Raw genomic sequence first — 17,172 nt, 5'->3', positions numbered from 1 at the left:
CTACCCCTCGCGCCGATATCAACGAGGGACTTGGAGAACAATCTCATGGCCAGACCCAAGATTGCGCTGATCGGCGCAGGCCAGATCGGTGGCACGCTTGCCCACCTCGCCGCGCTGAAGGAATTGGGCGACGTCGTCCTCTTCGACATTGCCGAGGGCACGCCCCAGGGCAAGGCACTCGACATCGCCGAATCCGGCCCGTCCGAGAAATTCGACGCCAAGCTGAAGGGCACGAACGACTATGCCGACATCGCGGGCGCCGATGTCTGTATCGTGACCGCCGGTGTGCCGCGCAAGCCGGGGATGAGCCGCGACGACCTGCTGGGCATCAACCTCAAGGTCATGAAGGCCGTGGGCGAGGGCATCCGCGACAACGCCCCCGACGCCTTCGTCATCTGCATCACCAACCCGCTCGACGCGATGGTCTGGGCGCTTCAACAATTCTCGGGCCTGCCGCCGGAGAAAGTCTGCGGCATGGCCGGTGTGCTGGACAGCGCACGCTTCCGCCACTTCCTGGCCGAGGAATTCGACGTCTCGATGAAGGACGTCACGGCCTTCGTTCTGGGCGGTCATGGCGACACGATGGTGCCGTCGGTCCGCTATTCCACCGTCGCCGGCATCCCGCTGCCCGACCTGGTCGAAATGGGCTGGACCACGCAGGACAAGCTGGACGCCATCGTCCAGCGCACCCGTGACGGCGGCGCCGAGATCGTCGGCCTGCTGAAAACCGGCTCGGCCTTCTACGCGCCTGCCACCTCCGCCATCGAAATGGCCGAAGCCTACCTCAAGGACCAGAAGCGCGTCCTGCCCTGCGCCGCCTATTGCGACGGCCAGTTCGGGCTGAAAGGCTTCTACGTGGGCGTGCCCACGGTGATCGGTGCGGGCGGGATCGAGCGGATCGTCGAGATCCAGCTGACCAAGGACGAACAGGCGATGTTCGACAACTCGGTCAACGCCGTGAAGGGCCTGGTCGACGCCTGCAAAGGCATCGACGAAACCCTCGCCTGACCTGGCGATCCAAGAGAATTGCAAAGGGCGGCCCCGTTGGCCGCCCTTTTTCGTTGAGACGGACCGGTTGACTTCCCTCCCGCGCGCGCCCTTCATCGCGGCGATCCCACGACAAAGGTGACCCATGCCCCGCGATTTCGACGCCGAACTGGAAGAGCGCCTGCTGCGCTACACCGCCATCGACAGCCAGAGCGACGAAAACTCGCCCAGCCAGCCCTCGACGGCGATCCAGCTCGACATGCAGACCCTGCTGGTCAGAGAGTTGCAGGAGATCGGGGCCGAGGACGTGACGCTGACCGACTACGGCGCGGTTCTGGCGACGATCCCGGGCACCGTTCCCGGCCCGACCGTCGGCTTTCTCGCCCATGTGGACACCGCCCCGCAATTCAACGCCACGGGCGTCAAGCCGCGCGTCATTCGCGGCTACAATGGCGGCGCGATCACCTACCCGGACGCGCCCGAGTTGCAGCTGACGCCCGAGGACAACCCCTATCTCGCCGAGAAGCAGGGCCATGACATCATCACCGCCTCGGGCACGACCCTTCTGGGCGCCGATGACAAGGCCGGGGTCGCCATCATCATGACGGCCGCGCGGCAGATGCTGGCCGACCCTGACATGAAACGCGGCCCCGTCCGCATCGCCTTCACCCCCGACGAGGAGATCGGGCGCGGCGTGGACGAGCGCCTGCCCAAGGATCTCGGCGCCGATTTCGCCTATACCTTCGACGGGCAGCGGGTGGGCGAAATCGAATACGAGACCTTCTCGGCCGATGGCGGCTATGTCGAGATCGAGGGCGTTTCGATTCACCCCGGCCTTGCCACTGGCAAGCTGGTGAATGCCCTGCATCTGGCCGCCAAGATCATCGACATGCTGCCGCAAGCCACCATGACGCCCGAGACCACCGGCGACCGCGAAGGCTTCTGGATGGTCACCGACCTGAACGGCAGCGCGGCCCATGCCAGCCTGCGCTTCATCCTGCGCGATTTCGAACGCGAGGGGCTGGCCGCCAAGGGCGAGATGCTGAAACAGGTCTGCGCCGCCGTGCAGGCGACCGAGCCGCGCGCCAGGATCACCTGCGAGATCCGAAAGCAGTATCGCAACATGCGCTATTGGCTGGAAGAGGACATGACCCCCGTCGATCTGGCCCGCGACGCGGTGAAAGACCTCGGGCTGGAGCCGGTCAGCGTCCCGATCCGGGGTGGCACCGACGGCTCGCGCCTGACCGAGATGGGAGTGCCGTGCCCCAACCTCTTCACCGGCATGCAGAATATCCACGGGCCGCTGGAATGGATCTCGGTGCAGGACATGGCGCTGGCTGCCCAACTCTGCCTGAAACTGACGCAGCGCGCCGCGCAAACCGAGTCGCCGGAGAGCGCCTGAGTTGCTTCAGTATGCCACCGCATACCGATGGTGCCGCTAACGTGTGATCACACTTTTTCAAGCTGTGATCACAAATGTCGCTTTTTCGCGGCTGAAACGGCTTTGCGCCTGTTTTCTCCTGTATTGCGCGTTGCGGTTGTGCTTAAGCCTTGGGCGACTAGCACCAGTGACGGGACAGTTTCATGAACATTCATGAATACCAAGCGAAGGCCCTGCTTCGCGACTACGGCGCCCCGGTTTCCGAAGGTCACATCGTGACCCGGGCCGAAGAGGCTAAGACCATCGCAGGCGAACTCGACGGACCCATTTGGGTGGTCAAGGCGCAGATCCACGCAGGCGGCCGCGGCAAGGGCCACTTCGTCGAGGAAAGCGCCGGCGAAAAGGGCGGTGTCCGCCTCGCCAAGTCGGTCGAAGAGGCCGCCGAGGAAGCCAAGAAGATGCTGGGCCGCACCCTGGTCACGCACCAGACGGGCCCCGCCGGCAAGCAGGTCAACCGCGTCTATATCGAGGATGGCTCCGACATCTCGCGCGAGCTTTACCTCGCCTTCCTCGTCGACCGTCAGACCAGCCGCATCTCGATCGTCGCCTCCACCGAAGGCGGCATGGACATCGAGGAAGTCGCGGCCTCGACCCCCGAAAAGATCCTGAACTTCTCGATCGACCCGGTCACGGGCTTCATGCCCTACCACGGCCGCCGCGTCGCCTTCGCCCTCGGGCTGGAAGGGCCGCAGGTCAAGCAATGCGTGTCGCTCCTCGGCTGCCTCTACAAGGCCTTCACCGAGAAGGACATGGAGATGCTCGAGATCAACCCGCTGATCGTCACTACCGATGGCAACCTCAAGCTGCTCGACGCCAAGCTGGGCTTCGACGGCAACGCGCTCTACCGTCAGCCCGACGTGGCCGACCTGCGCGACGAGACCGAGGAAGACGCCAAGGAACTCGAAGCGTCCAAGTACGACCTCAACTACATCGCGCTGGATGGTGAGATCGGCTGCATGGTCAACGGCGCGGGCCTGGCCATGGCGACGATGGACATCATCAAGCTCTACGGATCCGAGCCGGCCAACTTCCTCGACGTGGGCGGCAGCGCCACCAAGGAAAAGGTCACCGAGGCGTTCAAGATCATCACCTCGGACCAGAACGTGAAGGGCATCCTCGTCAACATCTTCGGCGGGATCATGCGCTGCGACATCATCGCCGAAGGCGTCATCGCCGCCGTGCAGGAAGTGGGCCTTCAGGTTCCGCTGGTGGTGCGCCTGGAAGGCACCAATGTCGAGAAGGGCAAGGAGATCATCGCATCCTCCGGCCTGAACGTGATCGCGGCCGACGACCTGTCGGACGCCGCCGAGAAGATCGTGAAAGCGGTGAAAGGCTAACATTGGAAAACCATGTCGCCGCTGCAACCGTTGGATTCGTCGCGTTTGTTTTTCTCGCGCTTCTTCTTCTGGCAACAGAAGCAACCGCGAAAACACGGGATGAAAGCAGCCTTTTGCAGTGGCGACAGGAATTCGCTGACAGAATGGGTTGGGGATCTTGGGAACGCTTTCAGCAAAACCCGATCATGCTTTGCTTGCAGGTCTGGATGATGCGCGCAGTGACCTTCACCGCCTTCTGCTTCACATGTTGGCACGCTGCCAACGCAGTTTTTGAATAGGAGACTCCTCAATGGCAGTCCTCGTCGACGAAAACACCAAGGTCATCTGCCAGGGCTTCACCGGCTCTCAGGGCACCTTCCACTCCGAACAGGCCATCGCCTACGGCACCAAGATGGTCGGCGGCGTGACACCCGGCAAAGGCGGCATGACCCACCTGGACCTGCCCGTCTTCAACTCGGTGCACGAAGCCAAGCACGCGACCGAGGCCAACGCCACGGTCATCTACGTGCCGCCGCCGTTCGCCGCCGACTCCATCCTCGAGGCGATCGACGCCGAGATGGAGCTGATCTGCTGCATCACCGAGGGCATCCCGGTGCTCGACATGATGAAGGTCAAGCGCGCGCTGGAAGGGTCGTCCTCGGTCCTGATCGGCCCGAACTGCCCCGGTGTCATCACGCCCGACGCCTGCAAGATCGGCATCATGCCCGGCCACATCCACAAGCGCGGCAAGGTCGGCGTCGTCTCCCGCTCGGGCACGCTGACCTACGAGGCGGTCAAGCAGACCACCGATGTGGGCCTTGGCCAGTCGACCTGCGTCGGCATCGGCGGCGACCCGATCAAGGGCACCGAGCATATCGACGTGCTGGAATGGTTCCTCGCCGATGACGAGACGCAAGCGATCATCATGATCGGCGAGATCGGCGGCTCGGCCGAAGAGGAAGCCGCGCAATTCCTCGCCGACGAGAAGAAAAAGGGCCGCTGGAAGCCGACCGCAGGCTTCATCGCGGGCCGCACCGCCCCTCCGGGACGTCGCATGGGCCATGCCGGCGCCATCGTCGCCGGCGGCAAGGGCGGCGCCGAGGACAAGATCGAGGCGATGAAATCCGCCGGGATCGTGGTTGCCGAAAGCCCCGCCTCTCTGGGCGAGGCCGTGGTTCAGGCCATCGGCTGATCCGGTCCGGGCCGGTCTGCCGGGCCAGAGGAGGGCTCGGCAGATCCGAAAGACAAGAAGGAGGACGCGTGTGACCTTCAAGGAGTCGATCCGCACTTGCATTGCCAAGGCGACGACCTTTGACGGCCGCGCGTGTCGCTCCGAATTCTGGTGGTTCTCCCTCTTCGTGACACTGGGTGCCCTCGTGGCCTACGTGATCGACTTCTTGCTGTTCTGGCCGCCTGTCGGCCAGGCGGGCGCGCGCCTGGCCGAGGCCTTCGCCGACCCGCTGTCGATCCATGCCCAGCTTCTGCCGGTCACCAGCTTCTGGTTCTTCCTGACGGTCCTGCCGCTTGTCGCCGTGGGCGTGCGCCGCCTGCCTGACCGCACCAAGCCCGGCGGGTCGTTCATGGGCCTCGACGCCCTGATGATCCTTCTGGCCACGGGCGGGTCGAGAGGGCCCAACAGCTACGGAGAGGAGCCGCAGCCATGAGGGACGACCGGAAGCGAACCCTGGCGGCGATCTGGCGCACGGCGCACGGGCTGGGCGCCCTGGCGCTGGTGGCCTTGGCCGTCGCGATCTTCATGGCCTTGCCGGTGCGCGCCCAGGGCACGACGGTCGGCAGCCTCGAACCCTGCCTCGACACGCATTTCGATCCGGCCCGCTACGTCGCCGACCTCCAGGCGATGGGCTGGCAGCCGGTGCCCGAAGCCACGCGCGGCCCGGCGCTCGACCGTCTGAGCGACGCGTTCCTGGCCCTGCTGGTGGTCGAGTTCGACCCCGCCGCCGCCGAAACCGCGGGCCTGCGCCAGGCGCAACGCGCCGATTGGGCCGCTCGGACCGACGGGCGCAACCTGTTGCAGCGCGAAGGACAGACGCTTTTCATCGGGGGCGATCTTGCGCCCGATGGCCGTCAGCGCGTCCTGTGCTGGATGGCCACCGGCCCCGACGACGCGCTGATGTCTGAGCTGTGGGCCATCTGGACCGAGACGGGCCACACCGATCAGGCCGGCGCCGTGACCCGCGCCGCCATTCCCGAAACGCCGACCCCGACGCCCGGCGCGACCTTCGCCTTCTACGCCGTCTCGACCCCGCAGGACGCGATGACCCCGTCGTTGGCCGCGTCCCAGGGCCTGCTGACCCAACTCATCATTCCGCCCCAGGCTACACCCGATTGACCCTTGAATTCCGCGCCTGTGCAGGAACAACCGCGCAGGCCGCGACCCGCTCACCGGAGGAGCAAAAATGACCGATCAAAGCCCCAACGATCAGTTCCACGCCTCAAGCTTCATGCAGGGGCACAACGCCGCCTATCTCGAACAGCTTTACGCGCAATACGCCAACGACCCCGCCGCGGTGGACGAGGGCTGGCGCGCGTTCTTCGAAGCCCTGGGCGATTCCGAGATCGACGTGAAAGCCGAGGCGCAGGGCCCGTCCTGGGCGCGCCCCGACTGGCCGCCGCAGCCCGCCGATGACTGGACCAACGCCCTGACCGGCGAATGGCCGGCGGCGCAGGCCGAGGTCAAGGAAGCGGGCCGCAAGATCAAGGAAAAGGCGGTCGAAAAAGGCGTCGAGCTGAGCGACCAACAGGTGCAGCGCGCCGTGCTGGACTCGATCCGCGCGCTGATGCTGATCCGGGCTTACCGGATCCGGGGGCATCTCGTGGCCGATCTCGACCCGCTTGGCATGCGCGACCAGACCCCGCATCCCGAGCTCGATCCGAAATCCTACGGCTTCACCGAGGCCGACCTGGATCGCCCGATCTTCCTCGACAACGTGCTGGGGCTTCAGACCGCCTCGATCCGGCAGATCACCGAGATCGTGAAGCGCACCTATTGCGGCACCTTCGCGCTGCAATACATGCACATCTCCGACCCCGAGCAGGCCGCATGGCTGAAGGAGCGGATCGAAGGCTTCGGCAAGGAAATCGCCTTCACCCGCGAAGGGCGCAAGGCCATCCTGAACAAGATGGTCGAGGCCGAGGGCTTCGAGAAATTCCTGCACGTCAAGTACATGGGCACCAAGCGTTTCGGCCTCGATGGCGGCGAGTCGCTGATCCCCGCGATGGAGCAGATCATCAAGCGCGGCGGCGCGCTCGGCGTGAACGAGGTCGTCATCGGCATGCCGCACCGGGGCCGCCTGTCGGTTCTGGCCAACGTGATGCAGAAACCCTACCGCGCCATCTTCAACGAGTTCCAGGGCGGCAGCTTCAAGCCCGAGGATGTGGATGGCTCGGGCGACGTGAAATACCACCTCGGCGCTTCCAGCGACCGGGAGTTTGACGGCAACACCGTCCACCTGTCGCTGACGGCCAACCCCTCGCACCTGGAGGCGGTGAACCCCGTTGTTCTGGGCAAGGTTCGCGCCAAGCAGGACCAGTTGGGCGATGCGGAACGCAAGCAGGTCGTGGCCGTGCTGCTGCATGGCGATGCGGCCTTTGCCGGGCAGGGCGTGGTGGCCGAGGGCTTTGGCCTGTCGGGCCTGCGCGGGCACCGCACCGGCGGCACGATTCATTTCGTGGTGAACAACCAGATCGGGTTCACCACCGCGCCGCATTTCTCGCGCTCCTCGCCCTATCCGACCGATATCGCCCTGATGGTCGAGGCGCCGATCTTCCACGTCAACGGCGACGACCCCGAGGCCGTGGTTCACGCCGCCAAGGTGGCCATCGAGTTCCGCCAGATGTTCGGCAAGGACGTGGTCATCGACATGTTCTGCTACCGCCGGTTCGGTCACAACGAGGGCGATGAGCCCATGTTCACCAACCCGCTCATGTACAAGAAGATCAAGACGCAGAAGACCACGCTGCAGATCTACACCGAGCGGCTGGTGAAGGACGGCCTGATCCCCGAGGGCGAGATCGAGGACATGAAGGCCGCCTTCCAGGCGCATCTGAACGAAGAGTTCGAGCGCGGCAAGGAATACAAGCCCAACAAGGCCGACTGGCTGGACGGGCGCTGGTCGCATCTCAACCGCGAGGGCGAGGAATACCAGCGCGGCGAAACCGCCATCGCGCCCGAAACCATGGCCGAGGTCGGGCGCGCCCTGACCACCGCGCCCGAGGGTTTCAACCTGCACAAGACGGTAGGCCGCCTGCTCGAGTCGAAAAAGCAGATGTTCGAAACGGGCCAGGGGTTCGACTGGGCCACCGCCGAGGCGCTGGCCTTCGGCAGCCTGCTGACCGAGGGCTACCCCGTCCGCCTGTCGGGGCAGGACTCGACGCGCGGCACCTTCAGCCAGCGGCACTCCGGCCTTGTCGATCAATCGACCGAGGATCGTTACTACCCGCTCAACCACATCCGCGAGGGGCAGCAGAAATACGAGGTCATCGACTCGATGCTGTCGGAATACGCGGTGCTCGGGTTCGAATACGGCTACTCCCTCGCCGAACCCAACGCGCTGGTGATGTGGGAGGCCCAGTTCGGCGATTTCGCCAACGGCGCCCAGATCATGTTCGACCAGTTCATCTCGTCGGGCGAACGCAAATGGCTGCGCATGTCGGGCCTTGTCATGCTGCTGCCGCACGGGTTCGAAGGGCAGGGGCCGGAACACTCCTCGGCCCGCCTCGAACGCTTCCTGCAAATGTCGGCCGAGGATAACTGGATCGTCGCCAACTGCTCGACCCCGGCGAACTACTTCCACATCCTGCGCCGCCAGATCCACCGCAGCTTCCGCAAGCCGCTGGTCCTGATGACGCCGAAATCGCTTCTGCGGCACAAGCTGGCGATTTCCGATGCGGCGGATTTCACCACCGGGTCCAGCTTCCACCGCGTGCTGTGGGATGACGCCGAAAAGGGTCATTCCGACACGAAGCTCAAGGCCGACGACAAGATCCGCCGCGTCGTGATCTCCTCGGGCAAGGTCTATTACGACCTGCTCGAGGAACGCGACGCCCGCGGTATCGACGACGTCTATCTCCTGCGTCTCGAACAGTTCTACCCCTTCCCGGCGCTGTCGCTGATGAAGGAGCTGGGCCGCTTCAAGGAGGCCGAGATCGTCTGGTGCCAGGAAGAGCCCAAGAACCAGGGCGCCTGGACCTTCGTCGAGCCGAACCTCGAATGGGTGCTGGGCCGCATCGGCGCCACCCATTCGCGTCCCCGTTACGCCGGTCGCGCCGCCAGCGCCTCGCCGGCGACGGGTCTCGCCAGCCAACACAAATCCCAACAAGCCGCGCTCGTGAACGACGCGCTGACCATCGAAGGGTAAGAAGACATGTCGATCGAAGTTCGCGTCCCCACCTTGGGCGAAAGCGTCACCGAAGCCACCGTGGCCACCTGGTTCAAGCAGCCGGGCGACTCCGTCGCGGTGGACGAAATGCTGTGTGAATTGGAAACCGACAAGGTGACGGTCGAGGTGCCCAGCCCCGCCGCCGGCACGCTTGGCGAAATCGTCGCCGCCGAAGGCGAGACCGTGGGCGTCGATGCGCTCCTCGCCACGCTCAGCGAAGGGGAGGGCGCGGCCCCCGCCGCCAAGCCCGAAGCCAAGGCCGAGGCCGCGCCCGAAGCCTCGGGTGGCGGGGAAGCCGTCGACGTGATGGTCCCCGCCCTTGGGGAAAGCGTGACCGAGGCGACCGTCTCGACCTGGTTCAAGAAAGCGGGCGACACGGTCGCGCAGGACGAGATGCTGTGTGAGCTGGAAACCGACAAGGTCTCGGTCGAGGTTCCGGCCCCCGCCGCCGGTGTCCTGTCCGAGATCCTCGCCGGTGAAGGCGACACGGTCGAAGCGGGCGGCAAGCTCGCCATTCTGACCGCGGGCGAAGGCGCGGCCGCCTCGGCCCCCGCCGCCGCCCCGGCCCCGCAGGCCGCCGCCCCCGCCTCCAGCACCGGCAAGGATGTCGAAGACGCCCCGTCGGCCAAGAAGCTGATGGCCGAAAAGGGCATCGACCCGGCCAACGTGCAAGGCACCGGAAAGGATGGCCGTATCATGAAGGAAGACGTGATAAAGGCCGCCTCGGGCGCTGCCGCCGCCGCAACCGCCCCGGCCCCGGCCCCGGCGCCTGCCGCCGCCCCGCGTGCGCCCAGCCCGGCCGAGGATGCCGCCCGCGAGGAACGGGTCAAGATGACCCGCCTGCGCCAGACCATCGCCCGCCGCCTCAAGGACGCGCAGAACACCGCCGCGATCCTGACCACCTATAACGAGGTGGACATGACCGAGGTCATGGCGCTCCGCAACCAGTACAAGGACGCCTTCGAGAAGAAGCACGGCGTGCGCCTCGGCTTCATGTCCTTCTTCACCAAGGCCTGCTGCCACGCGCTGCGCGAAGTGCCCGAGGTCAATGCCGAGATCGACGGGCAGGAGATCGTCTACAAGAACTTCGTCCACATGGGCATCGCCGCGGGTACGCCCCAGGGCCTTGTCGTTCCGGTCATCCGCGACGCCGACCAGATGTCCTTTGCCGATCTCGAAAAGGCAATCGCCGAGAAGGGCAAGCGCGCCCGCGACGGCAAGCTCTCGATGGCCGAGATGCAGGGCGGCACCTTCACCATCTCGAACGGGGGGGTCTACGGCTCGCTCATGTCCTCGCCCATCCTGAACCCGCCGCAATCGGGTATCCTGGGCATGCACAAGATCCAGGAACGCCCGATGGTCATCAACGGTGAAATCAAGATCCGCCCGATGATGTACCTCGCCCTCAGCTACGACCACCGCATCGTCGACGGCAAAGGTGCCGTGACGTTCTTGGTGCGCGTGAAAGAGGCGCTGGAAGATCCCCGTCGCCTGCTGATGGATTTGTAAAACGGAGATAAATCTTGTTTCGTAGGAATGCCTTAACAGTGATCGTAGCTGCAACGTCCATCATGCTGCCCAGCATTGCTTACAGCCAAGAAGCGATTGCAGGCACGCCAGCTATGGAAGCTGCTGTAAGCGCCTTTTATGAGGGGCTTAACGGATCAGAGCTTCAGATTTCTGGCGCAATTGGCACCCTCTTCGGTGGCGATCGCATTTACTTTGCGGATGGGACGGGACGATATCGCGTTTTGCTCGATGCGGGGCGGAATGTTCGGCGAGATATTGAAGGCTGTGAACTAGAATTGTTCGAAACGCTTCAATCGCCATGTCAAATTGAAGGAACGGTAGAGATTTCAATTGACGACGAGGACAATAACTTGGCCGATGGCATCGAAATCGAAATGATACTTTTTTCGGTTGAGAGCTTTACCCGCAGCGAGTGATCCACCTCATGCAGTGTGAGCTAATCGGTACTCAAGAAGCAGAGAAATGAATTGACCACCGAGCTTACCGTCCTCACCCTCGCCGCGCTGTTGCAGATCGTGCAGATCGGCCTCTTTTCGTTCACCGCGCAGGGGCAGGTCGGCAGTAAATACGCCGCCGGCCCGCGCGATGAAAAGCGCGAGATCACCGGCGTCGCGGGCCGCCTGCAACGGGCGATGACCAACCATTTCGAGGGGCTGATCCTCTTCGGGATCGCCGCCGTCGTGATCTCGGTCTCGGACCAGTCCACCCTCGTGACGCAGCTTTGCGCGCATGCCTACCTGATCTCGCGCATCCTTTACGTGCCGGCCTATGCGCAGGGGCTGACGCCCTGGCGCAGCCTGATTTGGTTCGTGGGCTTTGGCGCGACCATCGTCATGCTGATTGCCGCACTTCTCTGAGGCGTCGGTCAGCGGTTTCATCGCGGGGTGGGCGTATCCGCCGCGCATCATCATCTGGCCTCGTGTATGTACGGGGTGTGTACGGGGTGTGTACGCCCTGTGACTGCAAGAACTGGATAGGAGACACCCATGTCCCAGTACGATGTGATCGTGATCGGCTCCGGCCCCGGCGGCTATGTCTGCGCCATCCGCTGCGCGCAACTGGGCCTGAAAACGGCCTGCGTCGAAGGGCGCGAGACGCTTGGCGGCACCTGCCTCAACATCGGCTGCATCCCGTCCAAGGCGCTGCTGCATGCCTCCCACCAACTGCATGAAGCGGAACACAATTTCGCGAAAATGGGCCTCAAGGGCAAATCCCCGTCGGTCGACTGGAAACAGATGCAGGCCTACAAGGACGACGTGATCGGCCAGAACACCAAGGGCATCGAATTCCTGTTCAAGAAGAACAAGATCGACTGGCTGAAAGGCTGGGGTTCCATCCCCGAGGCCGGCAAGGTCAAGGTCGGCGACGAGGTGCACGAGGCGAAAAACATCATCATTGCAACGGGGTCCGAGCCTTCGGCGCTGCCCGGCATCGAGATCGACGAGAAGGTTGTCGTGACCTCGGAAGGGGCGCTGTCGCTGCCCAAGATCCCCAAGAAGATGGTCGTGATCGGCGCGGGCGTCATCGGGCTGGAGCTTGGCTCGGTCTATGCCCGCCTGGGCGCCGAGGTGCAGGTGATCGAGTTCCTCGACCAGATCACGCCCGGCATGGATGGCGAGGTCTGCAAGACCTTCCAGCGCCTTCTGGCGAAACAGGGTCTGTCCTTCACCCTCGGCGCGGCGGTCCAGTCGGTCGAGGCGACCAAGACCAAGGCGAAAGTCACCTACAAGCTGCGCAAGGATGACAGCGAGGCGACCGTCGATGCCGATGTCGTTCTGGTGGCGACGGGCCGCAAGCCCTATACCGACGGGCTTGGCCTCGACGCCCTCGGCGTCGAGATGTCCGAGCGCGGCCAGATCAAGACCGACGGCCACTGGGCCACGAACGTGAAGGGTATTTACGCCATCGGCGACGCCATCGCCGGCCCGATGCTGGCCCACAAGGCCGAGGATGAGGGCATGGCCGTGGCCGAGGTGGTCGCGGGCAAGCATGGGCATGTGAATTACGACGTGATCCCCGGCGTGATCTACACCCACCCCGAGGTCGCCAGCGTCGGCCAGACGGAGGAGGCCCTGAAAGAGGCGGGCCGTGCCTACAAGGTGGGCAAATTCTCGTTCATGGGCAACGGCCGCGCCAAGGCGAATTTCGCCGCCGACGGTTTCGTCAAGATCCTGGCCGACAAGGAGACCGACCGCATCCTCGGCGCGCATATCATCGGGCCGATGGCGGGCGATCTGATCCACGAGATCTGCGTCGCGATGGAATTCGGGGCCAGCGCGCAGGACCTTGCGCTGACTTGCCACGCGCACCCGACCTATTCCGAGGCCGTGCGAGAGGCGGCGCTGGCCTGCGGTGACGGGCCGATCCATAGCTGAGACAGCCCGCGTCACGCTGGCCTGGACGGCCAGCTACACCCCCGCGCTGCGCGTGGTGCGGGGGGAGCGCCTATCGGCCGGAGGCACGGACCCGGACAACCCTGGCTGGCGCTGGTGCGTGAACGCAGAGGGCCTGGGCGGCTGGCTGCCCGAGGGCCTCGTGGTGGAGGGCCGGGCCCGCATGGCGTTCGACTCCGTGGAACTGACCGTTCGCTGCGGCGATCTTGTGACCTTGCTGGAAACGCATGCGGGCTGGTGGCTCTGCCGTCATGCGGATGGGCGTGTCGGCTGGGTGCCGGACGCCAACTTGGCGCGGACGGGCTGAGGCCCGAGGGTTTGCGCCGCCCTTGGCGTCGCCCGGTGTCGCGGGGCAAGGGGTCTTGACCCCCTTGCCCCGCGCGCGCGTTCCGCGCGTGCATATTTTCCGGGATAAAGATCGGATCAGGTGGCGAGGAGCCGCAGGCCCTGGGTCACATCGGCCCGCACGGCGAGGCGCAGGCCTGGTTCGTCGCCCGCCTTCAGCGCGGCGAGGATCAACTTGTGGTGCTGCGGCGGTTCGGTGCGGTTCAGCCGCCCGTAAAGCGCGCGCATCGTGGGGCCGAGTTGCAGCCAGACTGTTTCGGCCAAGGCCAGCATCGCCGGGGCCTGCGCGCGCAGGTAGAGCGTGCGGTGAAACTCGAGGTTGGAGCGGATATAGGCGACCGCGTCGCGGCGGGCGACGTTCTGGGCGATGGCGGCGTTGATCGCCTCCATGCGTTCGATCAGGGCCGGGTGCGCGCGGGGCAGGGCGCGGGCGGACAGTTCGGGTTCCAGAAGCGCGCGGATCGCGGCCAGTTCCTCGATGCGTTCGTTCGACAGCTCGGGCGTCGAGACACGGCCCGAGGCGGAGAGAAACAGCGCGCCTTCGGAGACCAGCCGCCGGACGGCCTCGCGCGCGGGGGTCATCGAGACGCCGAATTCGCGGCCCAGACCGCGCAGCGTCATGGCCTGCCCCGGGCCGACCTCGCCATGCATGATGCGCGAGCGCAGGGCGCGGTAGACCCGGTCATGGGCAACGGCGGCGCCGGTATCGGTGGGGCGGGGGTTCATCAGCATGGCTGGGACCTACGTGCTGGGAGTACTGTCGAAGCGCCACGACAGGAGGTCGGCGCCATGCGCCTTGAGCCATGCGCGGTGGCGGTCGGTCTCGGGGCAGAGCTGGTGGCAGACCGCCCAGAAGGCGGCAGAATGGTTCATCTCGGCCAGATGCGCGACCTCGTGGGCGGCGACGTAGTCGAGGATTTCGGGCGGCGCCATGATCAGCCGCCAGGAAAACATCAAATCCCCCCTGGCCGAGCAACTGCCCCACCGCGACCTTGGATCCCGCAGGGTGAGGCGACCGGGCACGCGCCCAAGCGTCTCGGCATGGCGGGCGACGGCAGAGGCCAGCCTGTCGCGGGCCAGCGCCGTGAGAAGGGCCTTGATCCGGGCCCCCTCCCGCGGGCCGGGCGGGACGTGGATGACACCGCCGTCGAAGCGCGCAGCGCGCCCCGGTCCGCTCTCGACCGGGCGGAGGGTGCCGCAGATCGGCACCATGGCCCCCACGCGCGCCAGCTTGGGGGGCGGGGCGTCCTGCAGGTGTCGGCGCACCCAATCCTCGCGCGCGCGCAGGAAGGCCAGCGCCTCGGCCTCGGGGGCCCATTGCGGCAGGCTGAGCGACACGCGCCCGTCCGAGCGGCTGACACGCAGCGAAAAGCGTTTGGCGCGGGCGCTCCGGCGCAACCTGACTTCGACCGGCGGATCGCCGGGAAGCACATGGGTTGAAACAGGCGGTCTGGGTGCCAATCTCCGCTCCGGGGTTTGTTGTGGCCGGACCCTTCGCCGGATTGCCGGGAAAGGCTTTACACGCTTCCGACAGTATGGCAGATGGCCGCAATTCTCTCGATAGCGATGATTGAAGGGGGTGTCATGCCCAAAGAGGAATGGGGCGTCAAACGCGTTTGCCCCACGACCGGCAAACGGTTTTACGATCTGAACCAGAATCCGATCGTCAGCCCCTACACGGGGGAAGTCGTCGAACTGGATACCGGCAAGGGCGGACGCACGCTTGTGGCCGACAAGGCGGATCCGAAGACGGCCAAGAAGAAGTCGGAAGAGGACACCGATGACGAGGTGGTGCTCGACGACGATCTGGATATCGATGACGATTCGGATGTCGATATCGACGACGACGATGTGCTGGACGATGACGACGACAGCGATACGGTCGCGTTGGACGACCTGGCCGATGTCGCGTCGGACGACAGCGACGAAAGCTGATCGCGGCAGCGGCGGATGCGCTGGTCGGGCAGGTGATTTTTTCGCTTGAACTGCCCGGTCAGTGCCACTAAACCGCCGCTACCGAACGTGCCGGGCAGCCGGCGCAGGATGGGGCCATAGCTCAGTTGGGAGAGCGCTTGCATGGCATGCAAGAGGTCAGGGGTTCGACTCCCCTTGGCTCCACCAAATCCTTCCCGGACATTGCATCGTGCCGCTTGAGACGCTCGTGCGGGCGTGTCCAGAAAACGAAAACGCCGCCCGCTTGGGCGGCGTTTCGCGTTTTAGTCTATGGGCGGATCAGGCCGCGGCGGGCGTGTTGCCGCCGTCATTTCCCTTTTTCTGCATCCCAAGGTCCGCACCGATGGCCCGCCCCCAGGCGCGAACGTCGTAGCGGCTGACGGCGCGGCGCAGGTCGGCCATGCGGGCGCGGCGCTCGTCCTCGGGCATGTCGAGGGCTGTGAAGATGGCGCTGTCCATGGAGCGGTGGGAGAACGGATTGGTGATGACCGCCGAACCAAGCTCGACCGCGGCGCCGGCGAATTCCGACAGGACGAGAACCCCGTCGCCATCGGTGCGCGAGGCGATGAATTCCTTGGCGACAAGGTTCATGCCGTCGGCCAGCGGCGTGATCCAGGCCACGTCGGCGGCCCGGTAATAGGCGATCAGTTCCGAGAAGGGGATCGCCCGCGAGATCAGCGCGATCGGCTGCCAGTCGAGCCGCCCGAACCGGCCATTGATCCGACCGGCGGCCTGTTCGATATCGCTTTGGATTTCCTCGTAGGCGGTCATGTTGCGGTTGGCCGCGACCGAGACATGCATGAGCCGCACCTTGCCCACCAACTCGGGGTGTTTTTCAAGCAAACGCTCGAAGCTGGCGAGTTGTTCGAGGCCACCCTTGGTATAGTCGGTACGGCCCACCGACAGGATCAGCTTGGCGGCGCCCATTTCCTCGCGGATCTGTGCGGTGCGCTCAGTGGTCTCGGGGCTGTCGGCGTTTTTCTCGACGAAGGGCACGTCCACGCCCACGGGCGCCACGCTGATTTCCACCTCGCGCCCCTTGTAGGAAACGCGGGTCGGCACAGTGCGCTCGTTCAGCGCCGTGCCTTCGAAGGTCAGGTTCTCGCCGACGGTTTCGCGGTCTTCCACGGTCACGTCCAGCAAGCTGCGCGCGACCGAGACGAAGTTGGTGGCATAGCGCGGGATGTGGAACCCGACCACGTCGCAGGCCAGGAGGCTTTCCACGATCTCGCGTCGCCACGGCAAGACGTTAAAGACGTCCGCCGAGGGGAAGGGCGTGTGGTGGAAGAAGGCGATGCGCAGGTCGGGGCGCATCTGGCGCAGGTAGCCGGGCACAAGCCACAGGTTGTAGTCATGGACCCATACCAGCGCGCCATCCGAGGCCTCGGCCGCCGCTGCCTCGGCAAAGCGCCAGTTCACCTCGCGGAAATTGGGCCAGTTCACCGGGTCGTAATCGTAGCGTTCCTTGAAGGAATGCAAGATCGGCCAGAAGGCGGATTTCGACGTGATGTGGTAGAATTCGCTCACCTGCTCCCTGGTGAGGGGCAGGCGCGAGACGGAGTATTTGCCGTAGGCATCGTCGATCTCGACCACTTGCTCAAAGCCGGGATTGGCGCTGTCTTCGGCCAGCTTCCAGGCGATCCAGGCGCCGTGATCGACCGCGCCGAAAAAGCTTTTCAGCGTCGGGACGATGCCGTTCGGGCTCTTGTTTTCCTGGAAGGTGACCTTGCCGTCCTTGTCTTCGACTTCCTCGTAGGGTTGGCGGTGGTAAACGATGACCAGATCCGATGCCATGGCTGTAATCCCCC

Annotated in this window: 17 protein-coding genes and 1 tRNA gene; 15 read left to right on the top strand and 3 right to left on the bottom strand. The window is 65.0% G+C overall.

Annotation, left to right across the window (positions count from 1 at the left end):
- Positions 1 to 45: 45 nt before the first annotated feature.
- From mdh to ABD923_RS09195, 13 genes are all read left to right on the top strand, one after another.
- Complete coding sequence (gene mdh / locus ABD923_RS09255; RefSeq protein ID WP_222190988.1) at positions 46 to 1,008, top strand: malate dehydrogenase; 963 nt, start codon at positions 46 to 48, stop codon at positions 1,006 to 1,008.
- Between the two features lie 124 nt (positions 1,009 to 1,132).
- Positions 1,133 to 2,389 carry a peptidase T gene (gene pepT / locus ABD923_RS09250; protein WP_259550370.1) on the top strand — a complete coding sequence of 419 codons (1,257 nt, stop codon included), beginning with the start codon at positions 1,133 to 1,135 and terminating at the stop codon, positions 2,387 to 2,389.
- Between the two features lie 182 nt (positions 2,390 to 2,571).
- Positions 2,572 to 3,765, top strand: a complete 1,194-nt coding sequence (gene sucC / locus ABD923_RS09245; RefSeq protein WP_259550369.1) for an ADP-forming succinate--CoA ligase subunit beta — start codon at positions 2,572 to 2,574, stop codon at positions 3,763 to 3,765.
- A 2-nt stretch (positions 3,766 to 3,767) separates the two neighbouring features.
- Positions 3,768 to 4,043, top strand: coding sequence for a hypothetical protein (locus tag ABD923_RS09240; protein ID WP_259550368.1), 276 nt, complete (start codon positions 3,768 to 3,770; stop codon positions 4,041 to 4,043).
- An 11-nt stretch (positions 4,044 to 4,054) separates the two neighbouring features.
- Positions 4,055 to 4,936 (top strand): succinate--CoA ligase subunit alpha, encoded by an 882-nt coding sequence (gene sucD / locus ABD923_RS09235; protein WP_259550367.1) that lies wholly within the window; start codon positions 4,055 to 4,057, stop codon positions 4,934 to 4,936.
- A 70-nt stretch (positions 4,937 to 5,006) separates the two neighbouring features.
- The gene (locus ABD923_RS09230; RefSeq protein WP_259550366.1) at positions 5,007 to 5,408 is read left to right on the top strand and encodes a DUF805 domain-containing protein; all 402 of its coding nucleotides are present in this window, start codon (positions 5,007 to 5,009) and stop codon (positions 5,406 to 5,408) included.
- A complete protein-coding gene (locus tag ABD923_RS09225; protein ID WP_259550365.1) occupies positions 5,405 to 6,094 on the top strand; it encodes a hypothetical protein in 690 nt (229 codons plus the stop codon). The genes ABD923_RS09230 and ABD923_RS09225 overlap by 4 nt, the downstream gene beginning before the upstream one ends.
- Positions 6,095 to 6,161: 67 nt before the next feature.
- Positions 6,162 to 9,122, top strand: coding sequence for a 2-oxoglutarate dehydrogenase E1 component (locus tag ABD923_RS09220; RefSeq protein WP_259550364.1), 2,961 nt, complete (start codon positions 6,162 to 6,164; stop codon positions 9,120 to 9,122).
- 6 nt (positions 9,123 to 9,128) lie between these two features.
- Positions 9,129 to 10,652: a 2-oxoglutarate dehydrogenase complex dihydrolipoyllysine-residue succinyltransferase gene (gene odhB / locus ABD923_RS09215; protein ID WP_259550363.1), complete on the top strand. Its 1,524-nt coding sequence runs from the start codon at positions 9,129 to 9,131 to the stop codon at positions 10,650 to 10,652.
- Between the two features lie 62 nt (positions 10,653 to 10,714).
- A complete protein-coding gene (locus tag ABD923_RS09210; RefSeq protein WP_259550362.1) occupies positions 10,715 to 11,089 on the top strand; it encodes a hypothetical protein in 375 nt (124 codons plus the stop codon).
- 51 nt (positions 11,090 to 11,140) lie between these two features.
- Complete coding sequence (locus tag ABD923_RS09205; RefSeq protein ID WP_259550361.1) at positions 11,141 to 11,530, top strand: MAPEG family protein; 390 nt, start codon at positions 11,141 to 11,143, stop codon at positions 11,528 to 11,530.
- 129 nt (positions 11,531 to 11,659) lie between these two features.
- The gene (gene lpdA, locus ABD923_RS09200; protein ID WP_259550360.1) at positions 11,660 to 13,048 is read left to right on the top strand and encodes a dihydrolipoyl dehydrogenase; all 1,389 of its coding nucleotides are present in this window, start codon (positions 11,660 to 11,662) and stop codon (positions 13,046 to 13,048) included.
- A complete protein-coding gene (locus tag ABD923_RS09195) occupies positions 13,026 to 13,373 on the top strand; it encodes an SH3 domain-containing protein (RefSeq protein ID WP_259550359.1) in 348 nt (115 codons plus the stop codon). Before lpdA ends, ABD923_RS09195 begins: the two co-directional genes overlap by 23 nt.
- A gap of 116 nt (positions 13,374 to 13,489) precedes the next feature.
- On the opposite strand, the gene ABD923_RS09190 is transcribed toward ABD923_RS09195, so the two are convergent.
- Entirely contained in the window at positions 13,490 to 14,143 is a 654-nt protein-coding gene (locus ABD923_RS09190; protein WP_308124665.1) for a GntR family transcriptional regulator, read from the bottom strand.
- Between the two features lie 9 nt (positions 14,144 to 14,152).
- Positions 14,153 to 14,872 carry a M48 family metallopeptidase gene (locus tag ABD923_RS09185; RefSeq protein WP_259550358.1) on the bottom strand — a complete coding sequence of 240 codons (720 nt, stop codon included), beginning with the start codon at positions 14,870 to 14,872 and terminating at the stop codon, positions 14,153 to 14,155.
- Positions 14,873 to 14,995: 123 nt separating this feature from the next.
- Here ABD923_RS09185 and ABD923_RS09180 point away from each other — a divergent pair, with 123 nt between their 5' ends.
- Positions 14,996 to 15,346 carry a TIGR02300 family protein gene (locus ABD923_RS09180; RefSeq protein WP_222191001.1) on the top strand — a complete coding sequence of 117 codons (351 nt, stop codon included), beginning with the start codon at positions 14,996 to 14,998 and terminating at the stop codon, positions 15,344 to 15,346.
- Positions 15,347 to 15,456: 110 nt separating this feature from the next.
- Positions 15,457 to 15,532, top strand: a tRNA-Ala gene (locus ABD923_RS09175).
- A gap of 111 nt (positions 15,533 to 15,643) precedes the next feature.
- Here the strand turns inward: ABD923_RS09175 and ggpS are convergent.
- A complete protein-coding gene (gene ggpS / locus ABD923_RS09170) occupies positions 15,644 to 17,158 on the bottom strand; it encodes a glucosylglycerol-phosphate synthase (RefSeq protein WP_259550357.1) in 1,515 nt (504 codons plus the stop codon).
- Between the last annotated feature and the right edge of the window lie 14 nt (positions 17,159 to 17,172).

This window comes from [Roseibacterium] beibuensis (assembly GCF_039542305.1).
Taxonomy (GTDB): Bacteria; Pseudomonadota; Alphaproteobacteria; order Rhodobacterales; family Rhodobacteraceae; genus Roseibacterium; species Roseibacterium beibuensis.
The sequence above is the reverse complement of the archived record's forward strand: the minus strand, read 5'-3'. Positions and strand labels throughout refer to the sequence as shown.